Below are 16,592 nucleotides of genomic sequence, written 5' to 3'. Positions count from 1 at the left end.
GGTCAGCCTGGGACGCCAATGTGATGTACTGATCCAGCTTATTGTATTCATTCCGTTACATAAAAGCAGAAGGTTCCCGAAAAAATTCTTTGTTCTACCTGATCACGTCTGTATATGATTAGCGATCAATTCCATTGCGGATTAGAGGAACTTTGATGCCTGTAAATGAAAATTTTTCCAATATGAAGAGATTAATTATAGTGCCTGTAATTTTCCTTCTTTCCGGTTGCCCTGGCGGGAATCCAGCGCCGCATCCACGAGCCACATTTATCAATGGTAATCACCTTTGTTTTAGCGTAGACAATAAAGATCTACTGAATTATTACACGGTTGATGAAAGTGAGGATGGTAAGATACAAACGGTGGTTAGCTCGGGTTATAGTAAATTGAACACTTCTTACCCTGATAACTGTATAGATGTCAAATGGAAGAGTAATCATACCTATGTGGTTAATTATGGGTTAAATGATAAAAAATATGTTCACGAGTTTTTTGTTGATAGCAATGGGAAGTTAGATAGCGAGACCAACGGAGTTGATGATGCCAATAAAAAAGACAATTAGCCTAGGCTTGTTAGTCATCATAGCGCTACTTGGTTACTGGCTTTGGCTGTCTTTGCGCCCTGTAGAGATCGTTGCTGTTCATCAAGAAGGTAGTCACAGTTCGGTTCTGGTCAAAAGCTTTCCATTGACCGATAAAGGCAAAATAAACTGGTGGTTGAAAAATAAGGAGATGCTTAAGGATAAGTACCATATCCCTGTACCTGATGCTGATGGTTCCTTTACCGTTATCTTTTGGTATTTTGGTGACGGTTATAAAGAGGAGGGAAAGTATGAAAGACGATGCTTTGAGGATATGAAAACTCAAGCGAACTGCATTGATAAAGACAAAGCGTTTACCGTATGGAATAATCCTTCTAACGTTATATCATTTGGCGTTAACGATGGCGAGTATCGTATAAATGATAAAGGTGAAATGATAAAAACTGAATACCACTAAATGCCATTCATTCCCCTAGGTCTGTAACTCTTAATGATAATCAAGGCCGGCGCGAATCCTGCCGCAGCGGGAAGATCCTTGTATTAATCATCGCGATATTGACCTCGCAGGGCGTCCCGTCGTCTAAAAACACCGTCTCCGTAAGCTCAATAACCGCATCGTTTTCCTTTAGTTGCAGCAACGCCAGTATATCCGCATCGGTCAAATTGATCGCCGCCAGATTCTGATCCCGGCGCTGGATTTTTTTACCAGTAATCTGCTCGATATAGGAGAATTTCGAGATCTCCAGCTTGTTGAACTCCATGCTGCTAAACATGCTCACCGGCAGATGGCTATGCTCCAGCGCAACGGGAATATCATCGAAGCACATCAGGCGTAAGATTTTATACACCTTGTCGCTGTTCTTGATGCGTAACGCCTGGGCCATATCATGCGAGGGAACGCGGATAATGCTGACGGCGATAACCTTTCGCACACCTTTATAGCCGTGCTTCTGGGCCTGGTAGTCGAAAGGAGAAAGCGCATGAAACCTGCCCGCATGGTTGCTTATGCCAATTGAGCCCACGTACAGGCCCGAGCCTTTAACCCGGTAGATTCTCTGCTGCTCGATTAAAATGCGCGTGGCTTCGCGAACGGTGGCGCGGGTAATACCAATGTTTTTGGCAATAGCAATTTCAGTATCCAGCTTGTCGCCGGGCAGCAGGCCGTCATCCTTAATTTTTCTCAGGATGTAATCAACGACCTCTCTCTGCTTCTCTGTTATGCCATCGACCATTGATTTTATTCCCACCTGGTATGAAAGCGTGACTCTTCTGAGCCTGTCTATACATGTATGCCTGATATTCTTCTCTCAGCACTACTTGAGTGATATAGAGATGTGATCGGCTTAACGAATTTGCATCCAAAATCAGCGTGTTCAGCGCAATTTGACTCTCGCATGTTGTATCTGCCCAGATCCCGGTCCACTATCTAGATGACTATACATCTTAAAGATGTCTATACGTAGACAGTAGCCTGAAACAAAAAAGCGCGTTTTTTAGATCGGGGGAGAAAAACATGTCGCAGCTGGCAAAGTGGTTAAATAACGAAAAAGTTCAGTACGTTGAGAAAGTCGCGGACTGGAAAGAAGCCATTCAAATTGCCGGGCTTCCGCTCCTCAATGAGGGAGCAATATCACAACGCTATGTCGAGGCCATTATCCGGCAGAAAGAGGAGATTGGGCCTTACTTCGTTATCGCGCCGCGAATTGCTATGCCGCATGCCCGTCCGGAAGAGGGCGCTCAGGCGCTGGGCTTATCGGTGGTCAAGCTGGCTGAGCCGGTGGTTTTTGATGCAGATGAGAATGATCCGGTAGATACCCTATTTATGTTTGCTGCCCCAGACAGTAATAGCCATATAGAGATGATCTCGCAATTGGCTGAACTGCTCTCCGATGAAGATGAAATGGAAAAGGTCTTCAACGTGCGTAGCAAAGAAGAGCTGAATGCAATTTTACTGGGCGATAGCGCTCAGTAGACGAACAGTAATCAACGATTAATGAGGTGAGTTATGAAAATGATGGCGGTGTGTGGTTCAGGTCTGGGCAGCAGCTTCATGATGGAAATGAACATCAAAAAAGTGCTGAAAAATCTTAATGTTGTGGCGGATGTAGAGCACTCAGACTTGGGTTCTGTCACGCCCGACGTGGCTGATGTGTTTGTCATGGCGAAAGACATCGCCTATAGCGCCAACCTGCCTGAGAACAAGATTATCATCATCAATAACATTATCGACTTGAAAGAGATCGAGCAAAAAATACGTGAGTATTTTGAAAAAAATAACGCGTAAAGCGAGATGAACATCTTCCCGTAGAGGTTAATATGTTTATTCAAAACCTGTTGCAGTTTGTCGTCGACGTGCTGAAAGTGCCCTCCATCCTTGTGGGGCTGGTAGCACTCTTCGGGCTTGTGGCACAAAAAAAGCCGTTCCCGGATGTCATTAAGGGAACCGTAAAAACCATTCTCGGCTTTTTAGTTCTGGCTGGCGGTGCCTCTGTTCTGGTCAGCTCCCTCACGCCGTTAGGCGATATTTTTAAAGAAGCATTCGACGTTCAGGGGATTATCCCCAACAACGAAGCGATGGTTTCCATCGCCCTCGCCAAGTACGGCGCGCCGACCACGCTGATTATGGCCTTCGGCATGGTGGCGAATATTGTCGTCGCCAGGTTTACCCGCCTAAAGTATATCTACCTGTCAGGGCACGTGACGTTTTACATGGCCTGCATGGTGGCGATTATTCTCTCGGTAGCCGGTTTTGAAGGTGTTCAGCTTATCTATACCGGCTCGCTAGCACTGGGTATACTGATGGCGGCGTTCCCGGCGCTGGCTCAGCCCTATATGCGTAAAATCGTCGGCGGTGACCAGGTGGCTTTGGCGCATACGGGCACTATCGGCTACGTTCTCTCGGGCTGGATTGGTACCCTGGTGGGTAAAGGATCCAAATCCACCGAAGAGATGAACATGCCGAAAAACCTCAGTTTTTTGCGTGACAGCACCATCTCTATCTCACTCACCATGATGGTTATCTACCTCATCCTGTCGGTATCGGCGGGGAAAGAGTATGTTGAGGCTAACTTCAGCGGCGGGCAAAACTATCTGGTCTACTCCTTTATCCAGGCGATTACCTTTGCGGCGGGCGTATTCATTATCCTGCAGGGCGTGCGCTTAATTCTGGCGGAGATCGTTCCGGCCTTTACCGGCTTCTCCGAGAAGCTGGTGCCGAACGCTGTTCCTGCACTCGACTGCCCGATTGTGTTCCCTTACGCGCCAAACGCGGTGCTGGTTGGGTTTATCTCCAGCTTCGTCGGCGGCCTGGTAGGGTTGTTTATTCTCGGTCAGCTTCACTGGGTGTTGATCCTGCCAGGCGTGGTTCCGCACTTCTTCTGCGGTGCTACCGCGGGCGTGTTCGGTAATGCTACCGGCGGTAAACGGGGTGCTATCTGTGGGGCGTTTGCTCATGGGATCTTAATTACCTTCCTGCCTGTTGCACTGCTGCCGGTTCTGGGGGCGATTGGGCTCACCAACACCACTTTCTCCGATACCGATTTCGGCGTGGTGGGGATTATCCTCGGTAATATGGCTCAATTTATGGATAAGGGGATGATTACTCTGACCATCACCGGCATCTTTGCGCTACTGGTTATCTATAACTTTATGGCTAAGAAGAAAATGCCTGTGGAAGAGGGTACGGAACAGTAAAATAGCGGAGGGGTTACGGCCCCTCTACTAATGCCAATAGACTCGTATCATCGCAACAAATAACAAAGTAGTTTTCCCAGGGCGGTATCGGAATCGACAATCTCTTCTATCGAACTGTTTTTAAACGACCATGGCGTCCATGAGTTGTGCAGGGAAATCATGTTATATTGCGCCTTGGTTATTATCTCTTCCGGCATCGCACCACCGTGAAGAAACCAAAAGTTCAGATATGCGCCTCGGGTATCGTTGCTGTTATCATAAACCGACTCCATAATATTACCGCTGTTCGTTCGATCTATGATTTTATAAGCGTTGATATACTTCTCTTTTTGCAATAGCGCGCCAATAATTGAGTTACCTACGTAGTCCCAGCCTCTCACCGCGGGCAGCACTTTCATCTTCTCGCAGATCGTTTTATACCACGCCTTTAGCACCGGGTTGTTACTGTTCCGGCACCACATAACGGCGAGATGGATCGCTTTCCGCTCTGGGAAGCCATAAGCATGAAACACGTCTGGGCGGCTCGTTTCAATTATCGGCGTTATATCTCTCGTCACGATAGTATCAGCATCGATAAAGAGCCCACCCAGCTTTGACAGTACGGCCACGGAGACGACATCCGACTGCTGCGGTAGCGATAGCATCCGGAATGAGTCCATATCTATATCATCGCCAATATAGTTAGCGACATTCTTATCATTTATGACAATAATATCAGCGGACGGAATTAGTTTCTCCCAGGTTTTAACGCACATTCGAATATAAACAGGCGCTTGTCTGTTTTCAGGGTTAACCCAGTAGGTGTAAATTTTCATGGCTGCGCTTCCTTTGCGAACAAGAGGCGTAATGTATAGCAAAAATCCACTCATTTTTCGCGATAAAAAGTGCTACGGCTAATTCTATTTGAACAGACATAATCTGCAGGCTTGGAAGATCATGCGATTATATCAAGTTTTAATAAGGCTATTTTTAATATGCTCAGTATTATAAATATTGAATAAATAAATAAAGCGATAAGGCATGCTAGGTAATATTTTTTTAGCCATGCTGTATAGGTTGGGTTGATTTTATTTAAAAAGACTACAATAGACTCTTTGTTCTCAGGAGGGAATATCACTTTTTTGTTTTTTTTGAGGCGGCAGAAGTAATAGGCCATACCAAAAGAACCTAAAAATCCCATTGAGGCATAAAATTGGTAAAGCGGAGTTAGGGTAAAACCTTGCGCATAGTACATAGATAATAGATTTTTGTATTTTTTATTGTTAATAATGAAATAGAAAAATAGAAAAACAATAATTGCAAAAGGGAGGCTGGCAGAGGTTATTGCCATATAATGGGTTATGCTATTCATCTGTTTTATTTTAACCAAAGATTCATTAGGTAATCACTGGCACTAGCCCCAAGGGTTCCTCCTGCAATGGGACCTGGTGCAACACAAGCTACACCGCTTATACCTGCTGGAGTGGTGCCAATAGCTGAACACATCATATAATGAAAATCATGTGAATTATATCATTGATATGTAAGTTAATTTTTTTAAGTGTTATTGTAACAACGATCTTTATATTAACAGCTGCTGCCAAAAGTTATGGCGGCACCACAGGGTGAACCGCCATGACCACTCTTTTAAAGCAATTGCTACAACTCCAGCATCCGTAGCCAGCCTCGCGTCCGCGTCGCTGGCTGTGCTAATGCCCTTGCAATCGCCGCACCGATCTCCGCGCAGGCGGTGATGCCCTGGATGAAAGGGTGGTCGTGCATCAGGTAGGGAATTGCGCCAAAAGCAATGCGTCCGCGAACGCTGGCGGGTTCCTGGAGCGTGTAGTCATCCCCAACCGTGGGGATCTCCTCCCCGGTGGCGGCAAGCTGCTTGCGCAGCGTCGGGAAAGGCAGATCTTCCGTCTTCAACGGCTTTTGCCCGCGCGCATCGATAAACACATCGTATTGATACCGCTCGCCCTCAGCGAAGATCGTTGTTTGCTGCTCGCCAATCTCCATCTCATAGTTCGAGCCAAGCGCGAGCACGTTGAGGATCCCCGCCTCGCGCAGGGCCAGCAGTCGGCGAATCGACTGGGACGGCACGGCGGCATAGTTATCAATAAATATGCGGGCGAGACCCTCTTCGAAGCGCGCGCTATCCTGCTCATTAAGCCAGGGAACGATAGGTTGAATAGCCTCATGCAGACGCAAAATCGTGTAGCGCCACGGCACCGTCCGCCTGTCACGTTTGTTGCGCTCCACCTCATTTAGATTGTCCTCCGCCCAGCGGAAGGGATCCTGCTTTTTACGATCGGCAAACCAGGCCGCGAAAAAGCTGTCGGCATCCAGCGTGCTGAGGGCAACCTGCTCACTCCAGAGCGGATCCGCCAGCGTCAGCTCGTTGACCATCAGGGCAAAGACGCGATCGAGCAGCCCTTCCGGCCCGGCGACAATCTCTTTTTCAATCGCGCTCTCCGTTACCACGGTTAGGGGCTCGTAGGGGATAGGGCAGTAGAAATCCGCTTCCGGAAGGATGCCCGAGCGGGACATGAGTACCATCTGCAATGCCTTGCTATCAGCATCGAGGTTGAAGTGCAGACGTTTATCCTCGGTCTCAAAGAAAGTGCCGTGCTGGATAGCCACGGCCATCGCGGCGTCGATGCCGCTTAGGGAGGTTCCCATGATGCCGACGCTGCATGCCGGGATGCTGGCCTCCATCAGACCGGACCAGGGGCTGGGGAAATAGTTGCGGGTCGTGGTGCTCTCTTCCGGCCAGACGTGCCCGGTCGCAACGACGGCAAGATCAAACTGCTCCGCAGCCAGCGTATCCTCTGTCCAGAGTCGAACGCCCTCTGGCGTGGCCTCAATGTCCGTCACCTGACAGGACTCGTGCACTTCTATCTCAAAGCCCAGCTGTTTCGCCCGCACCACCAGTTCCAGAAACTGAGCACGAAAGTACTCCCCGAGCAGAATACGCGGCAAAAACTGGCGGACATGCAGCGACGACGCCTGCACGCCGTAACGGGCCAGATGCTCTTCGCTCAGACTGCGTAGCCAGTCGATATAGGTCATAAAGATAGGGGGGATCTCAATGCTGGCGATATTGGCCAGCATCATTCTCGAATTCTCTTCGCTGCTATAGGGCATCCCAACGCCTGCTTCATGGGACTGCTCATAGATAGAAATGGAAAGCGGCGTGCTGTTTTTGAGCAGGGAGAAAAAGGTATAGATACCTGTCGGCCCTGCGCCGATGATTGCAATTTTTTTCATTTTGTTCACCCATTATTATTTTTATACCGCCTGTCCGTTTGCCGGTCGGGGGCAATAAAATGAGTGTAGACCACGGGTTATGAACATGAGGCCGGGTAAGCGAAACAGCTTCCCGGCGCTATACGATATTAGAAGCGGTAGCCCACGCCAACGTTAAAGCCGTTGATGGAGCGGCTGCCGGCGATATCGACGTTTGTACCTTCGTAACCGACATTGATCGCCAGCTCTTCGGTCGGGTTAAACTGCACGCCCGCGCCCCAGGCGAAATCGGTCGATTTCTCAGAAAGGCTGTCGCGCCCGACGTAGTAATCGCCCGCATTCACCCAGGTGGTATCAACGTCAGCTTTAGTGTGGGCGATGCCGCCCAGTGCATAGAGAGAAACATACTCGTTAAGGCGGTAAGCCGGGCCAACCATCAGCGAGTAATATTTAACGTCGATGCTGTTATGCACCGCATCGGAGGCCACGTAGTAATCCTGATCGTCATCACCGCTTATATAGGTAAAAGAGCCGAGCACGCTGAGCGGCGAATCCAGCTCATAACGGTATTGCAGGTTTACGCCACGGATATCCTTGAAGCCTTCTACGTCACTCTGCGCGTAACCGAGGGAGAGGGTGTTGCTCTCAGCCATTGCCCCGCTGCTCATCAGGGTAGCCGCCACTAACATCCCCAGAGATACTTTTTTCATTCTGCCGTTCCATTTGCCAATCAATTAAGGTGCAAAATTGTTGGTTTTTTTGGGGAGGGATAAAAGAGGGAATAGTCTTAAAGGTCTGATAAATAGGCCAAATAGCACCCCCTAATCTGGTAGGTGCGGGCACATTTTCTTTGCAGGGTGCCTTCATCTTTTGCAGGAGGGAACTTAACTAAAATCGCTCAAAAAAACTACTGGATATTTGAACAGGTATTAGTATAATAATTACACAACCCAATCGGGTGCTACAGTAAGTGAGTGGTGAAGCCTATGATGATTCCATTTGAAAGCCTTAATTCTCTGGATCAATCGGCAACGATGAGTAGCCGTGAAATCGCTGCGTTGACAGGCATAACCCACGGTGAAGTAAAACGTATTGTGAAAAGCCTCGAAACGGCGCAGCGTTTATCTGAGCCGGTACGGGTGGCAATGTTTGAGCGGGATGGTGAGAGCTATCAGGAGTTTCTGCTGAACAAGCGTGACTCCCTGTTGGCCGTGGCGCGTCTGTCGCCTGGCTTTACCGCTGCCGTACTCGATCGCTGGCAGGAGCGCGAAAACAAAACAGCGCTGCCTGATTTTACCAACCCGGCAGCGGCGGCCCGCGCATGGGCTGAACAGTATGAGCAGCGCCAGAGAGCCGAGCAGCAGCTGGCCCTCTCTGTCCCAAAGGCGGAGTTTTTTGACCGCTTCGTTGAGGTGCAGGACTCGCTGGGTTTTCGCCAGCTCTGCAAGATGCTGAAGGTGAAAGAGCCGGAGTTCCGTCAGTTCCTGCTGGAGCGCAACATCATGTACCGCGTTAACGGCACGCTGACACCGCAGCTGCATCACCAGCAGGCGGGCTACTTCACCCTGCGCTCTGGCGTGGGTGAAAACCAGCATACCTTCTCCCAGGCGCGCTTTACCGCTAAAGGGGTGAAGTGGGTGGCGGGCCTTTGGGCCGGACATATCGCCACGCAGCCAAAGGGTGCGGCAGCGGCGTAAAGCGGCCAGTCCTGACAGCAAACCGATCCATCACGATACACTCAGCAAATAAGTCGCCAGCGTAATGCTGGCGATGTTGTTTCTACCCGCTCGCTTTTTTCCCCTCTGTTTCCCTCTTGCTGGCTGGCTCAGGTCACATCCGGCAGCGCTTCTTTTGTCGCAATGTATTTGTCACGTGAATATATAATGGCGAGTGGCTTATAATAACGCGCAGAAATTGAGTATTTCATTCATTAGCATTATTGTCATTGCAGAAAATGATCGTCCTCGGCTAAAGGCAGGCCCTATGTTAAGTAACACCATCCCTTTTAGCGGGGGCAACGCTAGTACTAATCATGAATGATGATAAAAAGCCATCTGATTCCAGTAGTGTCGACACACAACATCTGATTGATCTTCTTGATAATAATTCTGACTGGGTATGGGAAGTGGATGCCCAAGGACGCTATACCTGGTCCTCTAAGGTTGTCACCAGCCTGCTGGGTGTTTCACCGGAAGAGGTGATCGGTTGTACCCCCTTTGACTTTATGCCGCCCGGCGAAGCCGAGCGCGTTGGCCGCGCATTTTCTGAAATCGTGACTAAACGCATTCCGTTCTCTGGATTAGTTAACCGTAACCGCCGCGCTGATGGGCGAATTGTGGTGCTCGAAACCAGCGGCGTTCCGCTATTCGATGAGCAGGGCGAGCTGCGGGGCTACCGGGGCATCGATCGCAACATCTCGACCCTGGACGAGCGCGTAATGCAGTTGGAGACCATCTACGACAAGACCCCCGTCGCACTCTGCATGATTGACCGGCAGGGGCATTTAGTGATGTCCAACAAGGCGATGGCGCAGCTGATGGATCTGGACAATACGCCTTCCGATGCTTCAGAAAGCCACATTGCCGATCTGATGCCCGGCTGCTGGCAACAGTTTGAGGCTGCCTTTGCCCTTGCGGATACCGGAGCAGAGATCCCCAGCCGGGAGATTGTCTGGCACTCTCGCTGCTACGATACCCACTCGGTGCCGGTGCACGACGCCTCCGGTAACGTCGTAGGGCTGTCGGTAACCTGGGTTGATATTACCGATCGCCGCCGTGCCGAGCAGAAGCTCGCCAGCGCCAATACGATCCTGCAACAGCATGCCCAGCATGACCATCTCACCGGCCTGTTTAACCGCCGCTATATGGATGAATGCCTCTCTAACGCCATTACTAACGCGCTGGAGGAGCAGTTTCCGCTTTCGGTGTGCCTGGCCGACATCGACTACTTCAAGCGCTACAACGATACCTACGGTCATCAGGCCGGCGATCGTTGCTTGCGTAGGGTTGCCGAGGCGCTGGTGGCGGCCCGCCGTCAGTCTGAAGACAACGTCAGCCGCTATGGAGGTGAGGAGTTTTTAGTGATCCTGCCGCGCACCGATAGTGCAGGGGCCCTGGCCATGGCGGAGAGAATGCGTCAGAGCATCAACGCGCTGCGCATCCCGCTTCCTGCCAGCCCAACCGGCTACCTGACTATCAGCATTGGGATAGCAACGCTTGGCGAGCGCAGCATGGTCAGCGAAGATCGACCGCTGCATATTATCGCCAGCGGTGTGATCAACCAGGCCGATACCGCGCTCTATGCTGCAAAACGGCGAGGCCGTAACGGCGTCGTGGCGGCAGGGGCGGTGCAGCGGGCGTAAAAACGTTTCGATGTTTACTGGCTATCGGACGAATAGCCTAGCTTGAAGAGCAACATCACGATAGCGTATTTTACCGCCTGCGCCAGAACCTCGGTGCAGTCACCCTCGAAATGCTGTAGCGAGGTATGGACGGTATTGCCCGGCAGCGCCCAGCCAAACCAGACGGAGCCGGCAGGCGTACCGTCTTCGCCGCCGTCCGGGCCGCCATAGCCGCTAACGGCAATGCCAATATCCTCACCGGATACGTTGACCGCGCCCATCGCCATCTCCTCTACCGTGGCTTTACTGACCGCAGTATGTTTGGCAAGTGTCTCCGGGTTCACATTTAACAGCGTCATTTTCGCTTCATCCGTAAAGGTTATAAATCCGCTGCCGAAAAAAGAAGGAGTGTCTTTCGCTGCGCATAGCGTGGAGCCGAGCAGGCCCCCGGTGCAGGACTCCGCCGTGGTGAGGCGTAATTTTTTGCTCGTTAAAAGATCACCCAGTTCATTTGCCAGAAAATCCAACGGTTTTTCCATGAATTGCTGGCAAAATTGTTGCTCTGTTGTCATTGTTGGCTATTCCTTCTGTGCATCATGAATGGAACAAATCTTCTTAAGTATTGCAGCAAAATGTCAGGCTGGACGCCTGACGTGAAGAATGCTGATTTTTCCAGGGGAAGAGGGTTGTCAGCGGGCACAGAGAAAGGCGTAAAGCCTTCACCGCAAGGTATACTGATTACGTCACCTGTCGCAAAGGATCTGAACATTATGATTTCTACTCTGATTTACCGGAGCCGCCTAAGCCCTGACTTTGATCCGTCAAAGTTAGTCGAGCTGGTGTGCGTCGCGCAGAGCCGCAATGCGGAGCTGCAAATTTCCGGTATTTTACTTTTCGACGGGACCCATTTTCTTCAGGTGCTTGAAGGTCCGTTGGTGCATGTGAATACCCTGTATGCCAAAATCAATCACGATGCGCGGCACGATAGCGTCGTCGAGCTGATGCGCGACTATGCCCCAAAGCGGCATTTTGAAAACCTTGGCATGTCGCTGTTCGATCTCCGTTATGACAGTCCACGATCGGTGCTGCGTTCGGTTATTAGTGCTGGCGCGCTTAAGTTCAATCTTGCCTGCGACGGGCGAGTGTACAAATTTATCAAATCATTCCTGCGCGGCAGCTGGCGGGAGCAGTATCCTGGGCGAAGCGAGCCCGATCGCTGGGCGTTTGTGCCGATCGACCTCCCGCTGGCGCAAACCCTGCCGTTTCTGTTCCCCGATCAGCCCTGCCAGTTCGCTATTCAGCCTATCGTCGAGCCGCAGCGCGGGCAGATCAGCTCCTTTGAAGCCCTGATCCGCAGCCCAAACGGTGGCTCACCTCAGGACTACTTTGCGTCTATTCCGCCAGACAAAATTCACGAGGCCGATCTTCTGTCAAAGGAGTGGGCGTTTGCCCTGGCAAAACAGATCGGCATTGGCAGCCATAAGCTCTCAATTAACCTGCTGCCGATGTCGCTGGTGAATATTCCTGGCGCGGTAGATATTCTGCTGGCGCAGATCACCCGTCACGGGCTGGTTCCCGAGCAGGTTATTGTCGAGGTGACTGAAGACGAAGTGATCTCCGGCTATGACGAATTTACCATCGCCATTATGCAGCTGCGCTCGGCGGGCATTGGACTGGCGATCGATGACTTTGGCGCGGGCTTTGCCGGACTGTCGCTGCTTACCAAGTTCCAGCCGGGTGAGCTAAAGATCGACCGCAGCATCGTGACCGATATTCACCTGCACGGCCCTAAGCAGGCGATCGTTAACGCCATCGTCAAATGCTGCGCCGAGCTGGAGATCAGCGTCGTGGCGGAAGGAGTGGAGAAGGTAGAGGAGTGGTGCTGGCTGGAGGCTGCCGGCATCAAGCACTTCCAGGGTTATCTGTTCGCTAAACCGGCCCTCAACGGCGTCGCGCCGGTCTGCTGGCCGGTCAAGCAGGTGAAGGCCTAACATGAGAGCCTTTATCCGGCAAGACGGGGTTTTACTCGCTCATGCAGCGCCGGATTATCGCTCTCATCTTTCAGTTTGACGCCGGTCAGGCGGCGTAAAAAAGCCTGCTCCAGCAGCCAGGCGAGCTTAAACGCAGCGGCCTCATGGCTCAGCCCCTCCGGGCGGATGTTGGAGATACAGTTGCGCTCCGAGTCCAGCCGGGTGCGTGTCGGTTGCCACGTCAGGTAGACGCCGAGGCTGTCCGGTGACGACAGTCCAGGACGTTCGCCAATCAGCATTGCCACCGCTTTACTCTTCAGCGTCTCGCCAATCTCATCTCCCAGCGCCACCCGCGACTGATGCGCCAGCACCACCGGGCCGGTGGTCAGCCCCAGCGTATGCAGATAGGGCAGCAGGGCGGTAATCAGCGCCACCGCCTGACGATGCACCGCATGGGAAGAGAGCCCGTCACCAATGACCAGCAGCAGATCGTGGGCGGGCACCCGGCTAGCCTGTAGTGCGGCGCGGCTCTCGTCGCTCAGCCTGCGCCCGAGATCCGGCCGGTTAAGATAGATATGGCGGTCTGCCGCAGCGCTGTGGGCGTCCAGGGTAGTCAGACCGAGGGCCGTGAGCTGCTGCGCCAGCGGCTCGCTATCAAAAGGCTGGTGGACCGCATCGCGAGCCTGGGCATGGGCCAGACCGAAGCTGAGCACCTCCTGGGTCGGCAGGCTTGCACCGCTGCGACCAAGGGCAATACGGGCGTCGGTAAACGTGCGCAGCAAAGACCAGGCGTCAGGATGATTCATAGGTTTACCCCCTCAGGCGGCAGCACGCTCAGCAGCGGGTGGTTAGCGCCGGTGAGCCGCAGCTGGCCCGCGCTATCGATAATCTGCATTTTCGTCAGCCACTCGCCAAACTCTGGAGCATGCTTTAGCCCCAGCAGACGTCGGGCATAGAGCGCATCGTGGAACGAGGTGCTCTGATAGTTGAGCATGATGTCATCCGCCCCCGGGACGCCAATCAAAAAGGTCAGCCCGGCGTTGCACAATAGCGTCAGCAGCGTGTCCATATCATCCTGATCCGCCTCCGCATGGTTGGTGTAGCAGACGTCACAGCCAATCGGCAGGCCCATCAGCTTGCCGCAGAAGTGATCCTCCAGCCCGGCGCGGATAATCTGCTTGCCGTCATAGAGGTACTCCGGGCCGATAAACCCCACCACCGTATTGACCAGCAGCGGATCGAAGTGGCGCGCGACGGCGTAGGCCCGCGCCTCGCAGGTCTGCTGATCAACGCCGTGATGGGCGTTGGCAGAGAGACAGCTGCCCTGGCCGGTCTCAAAGTACATCACGTTATTGCCCAGCGTGCCGCGGCCAAGGCTCAACGCCGCCTCCCGAGCCTCTGCCAGCAGGGCCAAATTGATACCGAAGCCGCTGTTTGCCGCCTCGGTGCCCGCCACCGACTGGAACACCAGGTCGACGGGCGCGCCGCGCTCTATCAGCGCCAGCGTGTTAGTGACATGCGTCAGCACGCAGGACTGTGTAGGAATAGCAAAGCGGCTAATGATGTCATCCATCATATAATTGAGCCGCTCCAGCACCGGCAGGCTGTCGCTGGCTGGGTTAATGCCCACGACCGCGTCCCCCGCGCCGTAGAGCAGTCCATCGAGCATGCTGGCGGCAATGCCTTTCAGATCGTCAGTAGGATGATTGGGTTGCAGGCGTACGCTCAAATGGCCCGGCAGGCCGATGGTATTGCGAAAGCGGGTGGTCACCCGGCATCGGCTGGCGGCGAGGATCAGATCCTGGTTGCGCATCAGCTTGCTGACGGCGGCGGCCATCTCCGGGGTAATGGCGCGGGCAACGCGGCTGAGCGTGAGGGGATCGGTGGCATCATCCAGCAGCCAGTCGCGAAAGTCCCCCACCGTCAGGTGGCTGATGAGGGAGAACGCGTCGCGATCGTGGGTATCGATAATCAGCCGGGTGACTTCATCCGCTTCGTAGGGGATAAGCGGATCCGCCAGAATATTGCGCAGCGGCACCTCGGCCAGCGCCATTTTCGCCGCCATGCGCTCTTCGGCAGAGTCGGCGCTGATACCCGCCAGCACATCCCCGGAGCGAGCCGGGGAGGACTTTGCCAGCAGGGTTTTCAGACTGGCGAACCGGTAGGTGCGGTGCGCCAGAGTCGTTTTATACATGTCGCCTCCTCAGGAGAGGGCGCGCAGCTGCGGATCCAGCCCGGCACGCTCGCGAGCGGTAGCCGTACTGCGAAACCACAGGTAGCCGCCGAGCATCATGGCCGCGAAGATCAGCGCCAGCAGCGGGTTGAACCAGACCATGGCCACCAGGCAGAGTACCGCCATGCCCAGCGCAAAGGCCGGAGCATAGGGAAACAGCGGCGCTTTAAAGGGCCGAATAAGGTTCGGCTCGCTGCGGCGCAGCTTGAACAGCGCGGCCATAGAGGTGATATACATAACAATAGCGCCGAACACCGACATCGTCACGATACAGGCAGTGAGCGGCATACCGCTGATGGTGATCACCGAGTCCGAGAAGATAGCCGCAATGCCCACCACGCCGCCCGCCAGAATCGCCAGGTGCGGCGTCCGGGTCTTACGGTTCAGCGTCGCCAGGCGTGCAGGCAGGTAACCCGCCCGTGCCAGAGAGTAGATCTGCCGCGAGTAGCCCATGATGATGCCGTGGAACGACGCGACCAGGCCAAACAGCCCCAGCCAGACCAGCATATGCAGCCAGCCGCTGTTGTTGCCGACGATCACCTTCATTGCCTGCGGCAACGGATCGTTGATGTTGGCGAGGTTACGCCAGTCGCCAACGCCGCCGGCAAAGATCATCACCCCAACCGCCAGCACGGTAAGAGTCACAATACCGCCGCCCAGCGCGCGCGGAATGGTGCGCTGGGGATCCTTCGCCTCCTCTGCCGCCATAGAGGCCCCTTCAATGGCGAGGAAGAACCAGATAGCGAAGGGAATAGCCGCAAACATGCCGGAGAGGGCGAGGCCGCTAAAGCTCTCTGCACCTGCCCAGCCGTGGGCGGTGAAGTTGCTCCACGAGAAGCCCGGCGCGACAACGCCCATAAACACCAGCAGTTCGAAGATCGCCAGCAGGGTAACGATCAGCTCGAAGGTGGCTGCAATACCGACGCCGAGAATGTTCAGGGTCATGAAGATGACGTACGCCGCGCAGGCGATCCATTTGGCATCCAGCGCCGGAAACTGCACGTTCAGGTAAGCCCCGATAGCCATCGCAATTGCCGGTGGGGCAAAGACGAACTCAATCAGGGTAGCGAACCCGGCAATAAACCCGCCGGTCGGCCCAAAGGCCCGATAGGCGTAGGCAAAGGGGCCGCCCGCGTGGGGAATGGCGGTTGTCAGTTCGGTAAAGCTAAAGATAAAGGCGCAGTACATTGCCGCAATGGCCAGCGCAACGACGAGAAAACCCATCGTGCCCGCCTGCGACCAGCCGTAGCTCCAGCCAAAGTATTCGCCGGAGATCACCAGCCCAACGGCAATCCCCCAGAGACGGAAGCTGCCGAGCGTTCTTTTCAGTGTGGTTGTAGGTGTCGTCATCATTTGCTGCCTCGCCGTTACACAGTTAAACGGGAGCCTGCAAAGGCAATGCCAGAAAATTAACCCCAGCTATTTCAACGAGATGAGCAAAGTGGGTTAAAAACCGTGCACCGCCACGCGCGAGGCAGTGGTGCAGCCTGCCCCGGCGTGGTGAAAAAAACGCTACGGTTGGCGTAGTGTGGGTATGTAGGCCCGCGTAAGCGAAGCGCCACCGGGCATTATTATATTGATGCTGT

At 53.3% G+C, this 16,592-nt stretch carries 17 protein-coding genes; 8 read left to right on the top strand and 9 right to left on the bottom strand.

Annotation, left to right across the window (positions count from 1 at the left end):
* Positions 1-155: 155 nt before the first annotated feature.
* Positions 156-563 (top strand): putative T6SS immunity periplasmic lipoprotein, encoded by a 408-nt coding sequence (locus EV102420_RS21670; protein WP_255211699.1) that lies wholly within the window; start codon positions 156-158, stop codon positions 561-563.
* Entirely contained in the window at positions 538-999 is a 462-nt protein-coding gene (locus EV102420_RS19000; RefSeq protein WP_042395250.1) for a DUF943 family protein, read from the top strand. Before EV102420_RS21670 ends, EV102420_RS19000 begins: the two co-directional genes overlap by 26 nt.
* Before the next feature lie 40 nt (positions 1,000-1,039).
* On the opposite strand, the gene EV102420_RS18995 is transcribed toward EV102420_RS19000, so the two are convergent.
* Entirely contained in the window at positions 1,040-1,774 is a 735-nt protein-coding gene (locus tag EV102420_RS18995) for a GntR family transcriptional regulator (RefSeq protein WP_042395247.1), read from the bottom strand.
* 281 nt (positions 1,775-2,055) lie between these two features.
* On the opposite strand from EV102420_RS18995, the gene EV102420_RS18990 reads away from it, so the two are divergent.
* From EV102420_RS18990 to ulaA, 3 genes are read left to right on the top strand one after another with little or no spacing between them, the layout of a single operon-like run.
* Positions 2,056-2,514: a PTS sugar transporter subunit IIA gene (locus EV102420_RS18990; protein ID WP_042395243.1), complete on the top strand. Its 459-nt coding sequence runs from the start codon at positions 2,056-2,058 to the stop codon at positions 2,512-2,514.
* Between the two features lie 33 nt (positions 2,515-2,547).
* The gene (locus EV102420_RS18985; protein ID WP_042395240.1) at positions 2,548-2,826 is read left to right on the top strand and encodes a PTS sugar transporter subunit IIB; all 279 of its coding nucleotides are present in this window, start codon (positions 2,548-2,550) and stop codon (positions 2,824-2,826) included.
* A 32-nt stretch (positions 2,827-2,858) separates the two neighbouring features.
* Positions 2,859-4,235 carry a PTS ascorbate transporter subunit IIC gene (gene ulaA / locus EV102420_RS18980; RefSeq protein WP_042395238.1) on the top strand — a complete coding sequence of 459 codons (1,377 nt, stop codon included), beginning with the start codon at positions 2,859-2,861 and terminating at the stop codon, positions 4,233-4,235.
* 47 nt (positions 4,236-4,282) lie between these two features.
* Here the strand turns inward: ulaA and EV102420_RS18975 are convergent, their stop codons facing one another.
* From EV102420_RS18975 to EV102420_RS18960, 4 genes are all read right to left on the bottom strand, one after another.
* Positions 4,283-5,104, bottom strand: a complete 822-nt coding sequence (locus EV102420_RS18975) for a capsular polysaccharide synthesis protein (RefSeq protein ID WP_077776562.1) — start codon at positions 5,102-5,104, stop codon at positions 4,283-4,285.
* 65 nt (positions 5,105-5,169) lie between these two features.
* Complete coding sequence (locus EV102420_RS18970; RefSeq protein ID WP_042395236.1) at positions 5,170-5,586, bottom strand: hypothetical protein; 417 nt, start codon at positions 5,584-5,586, stop codon at positions 5,170-5,172.
* A gap of 287 nt (positions 5,587-5,873) precedes the next feature.
* Positions 5,874-7,484: an FAD-NAD(P)-binding protein gene (locus tag EV102420_RS18965; RefSeq protein ID WP_042395235.1), complete on the bottom strand. Its 1,611-nt coding sequence runs from the start codon at positions 7,482-7,484 to the stop codon at positions 5,874-5,876.
* Between the two features lie 128 nt (positions 7,485-7,612).
* Entirely contained in the window at positions 7,613-8,173 is a 561-nt protein-coding gene (locus EV102420_RS18960) for an Ail/Lom family outer membrane beta-barrel protein (RefSeq protein WP_042395234.1), read from the bottom strand.
* Between the two features lie 276 nt (positions 8,174-8,449).
* On the opposite strand from EV102420_RS18960, the gene EV102420_RS18955 reads away from it, so the two are divergent.
* Both EV102420_RS18955 and EV102420_RS18950 read left to right on the top strand, forming a co-directional pair.
* The gene (locus EV102420_RS18955) at positions 8,450-9,160 is read left to right on the top strand and encodes a phage antirepressor KilAC domain-containing protein (protein WP_042395233.1); all 711 of its coding nucleotides are present in this window, start codon (positions 8,450-8,452) and stop codon (positions 9,158-9,160) included.
* 335 nt (positions 9,161-9,495) lie between these two features.
* The gene (locus EV102420_RS18950; RefSeq protein ID WP_042395232.1) at positions 9,496-10,824 is read left to right on the top strand and encodes a sensor domain-containing diguanylate cyclase; all 1,329 of its coding nucleotides are present in this window, start codon (positions 9,496-9,498) and stop codon (positions 10,822-10,824) included.
* Positions 10,825-10,838: 14 nt separating this feature from the next.
* Here the strand turns inward: EV102420_RS18950 and EV102420_RS18945 are convergent, their stop codons facing one another.
* Positions 10,839-11,375: a 2-oxo-tetronate isomerase gene (locus EV102420_RS18945; protein ID WP_042395229.1), complete on the bottom strand. Its 537-nt coding sequence runs from the start codon at positions 11,373-11,375 to the stop codon at positions 10,839-10,841.
* A 198-nt stretch (positions 11,376-11,573) separates the two neighbouring features.
* Here EV102420_RS18945 and EV102420_RS18940 point away from each other — a divergent pair, with 198 nt between their 5' ends.
* Positions 11,574-12,794: a diguanylate phosphodiesterase gene (locus EV102420_RS18940; protein ID WP_042395226.1), complete on the top strand. Its 1,221-nt coding sequence runs from the start codon at positions 11,574-11,576 to the stop codon at positions 12,792-12,794.
* An 11-nt stretch (positions 12,795-12,805) separates the two neighbouring features.
* Here the strand turns inward: EV102420_RS18940 and eutC are convergent, their stop codons facing one another.
* Genes eutC through eat form a run of 3 tightly spaced genes read right to left on the bottom strand, consistent with a single transcriptional unit; the run spans position 12,806 to position 16,356 of the window.
* Positions 12,806-13,579: an ethanolamine ammonia-lyase subunit EutC gene (eutC, locus tag EV102420_RS18935; RefSeq protein WP_042395221.1), complete on the bottom strand. Its 774-nt coding sequence runs from the start codon at positions 13,577-13,579 to the stop codon at positions 12,806-12,808.
* Positions 13,576-14,967 carry an ethanolamine ammonia-lyase subunit EutB gene (locus tag EV102420_RS18930; protein WP_042395219.1) on the bottom strand — a complete coding sequence of 464 codons (1,392 nt, stop codon included), beginning with the start codon at positions 14,965-14,967 and terminating at the stop codon, positions 13,576-13,578. Before EV102420_RS18930 ends, eutC begins: the two co-directional genes overlap by 4 nt.
* Before the next feature lie 9 nt (positions 14,968-14,976).
* A complete protein-coding gene (gene eat, locus EV102420_RS18925) occupies positions 14,977-16,356 on the bottom strand; it encodes an ethanolamine permease (protein ID WP_042395315.1) in 1,380 nt (459 codons plus the stop codon).
* Between the last annotated feature and the right edge of the window lie 236 nt (positions 16,357-16,592).

Origin of the sequence: Pseudescherichia vulneris NBRC 102420 (genome assembly GCF_000759795.1) — a bacterium.
Lineage (GTDB): Bacteria > Pseudomonadota > Gammaproteobacteria > Enterobacterales > Enterobacteriaceae > Pseudescherichia > Pseudescherichia vulneris.
The sequence above is the reverse complement of the archived record's forward strand: the minus strand, read 5'-3'. Positions and strand labels throughout refer to the sequence as shown.

Bases quoted from the DNA above. Each gene is read 5' to 3' on its own strand.
- eat (WP_042395315.1), bottom strand. From the start codon at position 16,356: ATGACGACACCTACAACCACACTGAAAAGAACGCTCGGCAGCTTCCGT.
- eutC (WP_042395221.1), bottom strand. From the start codon at position 13,579: ATGAATCATCCTGACGCCTGGTCTTTGCTGCGCACGTTTACCGACGCC.
- EV102420_RS18945 (WP_042395229.1), bottom strand. From the start codon at position 11,375: ATGACAACAGAGCAACAATTTTGCCAGCAATTCATGGAAAAACCGTTG.
- EV102420_RS18950 (WP_042395232.1), top strand. From the start codon at position 9,496: ATGAATGATGATAAAAAGCCATCTGATTCCAGTAGTGTCGACACACAA.
- EV102420_RS18990 (WP_042395243.1), top strand. From the start codon at position 2,056: ATGTCGCAGCTGGCAAAGTGGTTAAATAACGAAAAAGTTCAGTACGTT.
- EV102420_RS18940 (WP_042395226.1), top strand. From the start codon at position 11,574: ATGATTTCTACTCTGATTTACCGGAGCCGCCTAAGCCCTGACTTTGAT.
- ulaA (WP_042395238.1), top strand. From the start codon at position 2,859: ATGTTTATTCAAAACCTGTTGCAGTTTGTCGTCGACGTGCTGAAAGTG.
- EV102420_RS18960 (WP_042395234.1), bottom strand. From the start codon at position 8,173: ATGAAAAAAGTATCTCTGGGGATGTTAGTGGCGGCTACCCTGATGAGC.
- EV102420_RS18955 (WP_042395233.1), top strand. From the start codon at position 8,450: ATGATGATTCCATTTGAAAGCCTTAATTCTCTGGATCAATCGGCAACG.
- EV102420_RS18995 (WP_042395247.1), bottom strand. From the start codon at position 1,774: ATGGTCGATGGCATAACAGAGAAGCAGAGAGAGGTCGTTGATTACATC.
- EV102420_RS18975 (WP_077776562.1), bottom strand. From the start codon at position 5,104: ATGAGTGGATTTTTGCTATACATTACGCCTCTTGTTCGCAAAGGAAGC.
- EV102420_RS18985 (WP_042395240.1), top strand. From the start codon at position 2,548: ATGAAAATGATGGCGGTGTGTGGTTCAGGTCTGGGCAGCAGCTTCATG.
- EV102420_RS19000 (WP_042395250.1), top strand. From the start codon at position 538: ATGATGCCAATAAAAAAGACAATTAGCCTAGGCTTGTTAGTCATCATA.
- EV102420_RS18930 (WP_042395219.1), bottom strand. From the start codon at position 14,967: ATGTATAAAACGACTCTGGCGCACCGCACCTACCGGTTCGCCAGTCTG.
- EV102420_RS21670 (WP_255211699.1), top strand. From the start codon at position 156: ATGCCTGTAAATGAAAATTTTTCCAATATGAAGAGATTAATTATAGTG.
- EV102420_RS18970 (WP_042395236.1), bottom strand. From the start codon at position 5,586: ATGAATAGCATAACCCATTATATGGCAATAACCTCTGCCAGCCTCCCT.
- EV102420_RS18965 (WP_042395235.1), bottom strand. From the start codon at position 7,484: ATGAAAAAAATTGCAATCATCGGCGCAGGGCCGACAGGTATCTATACC.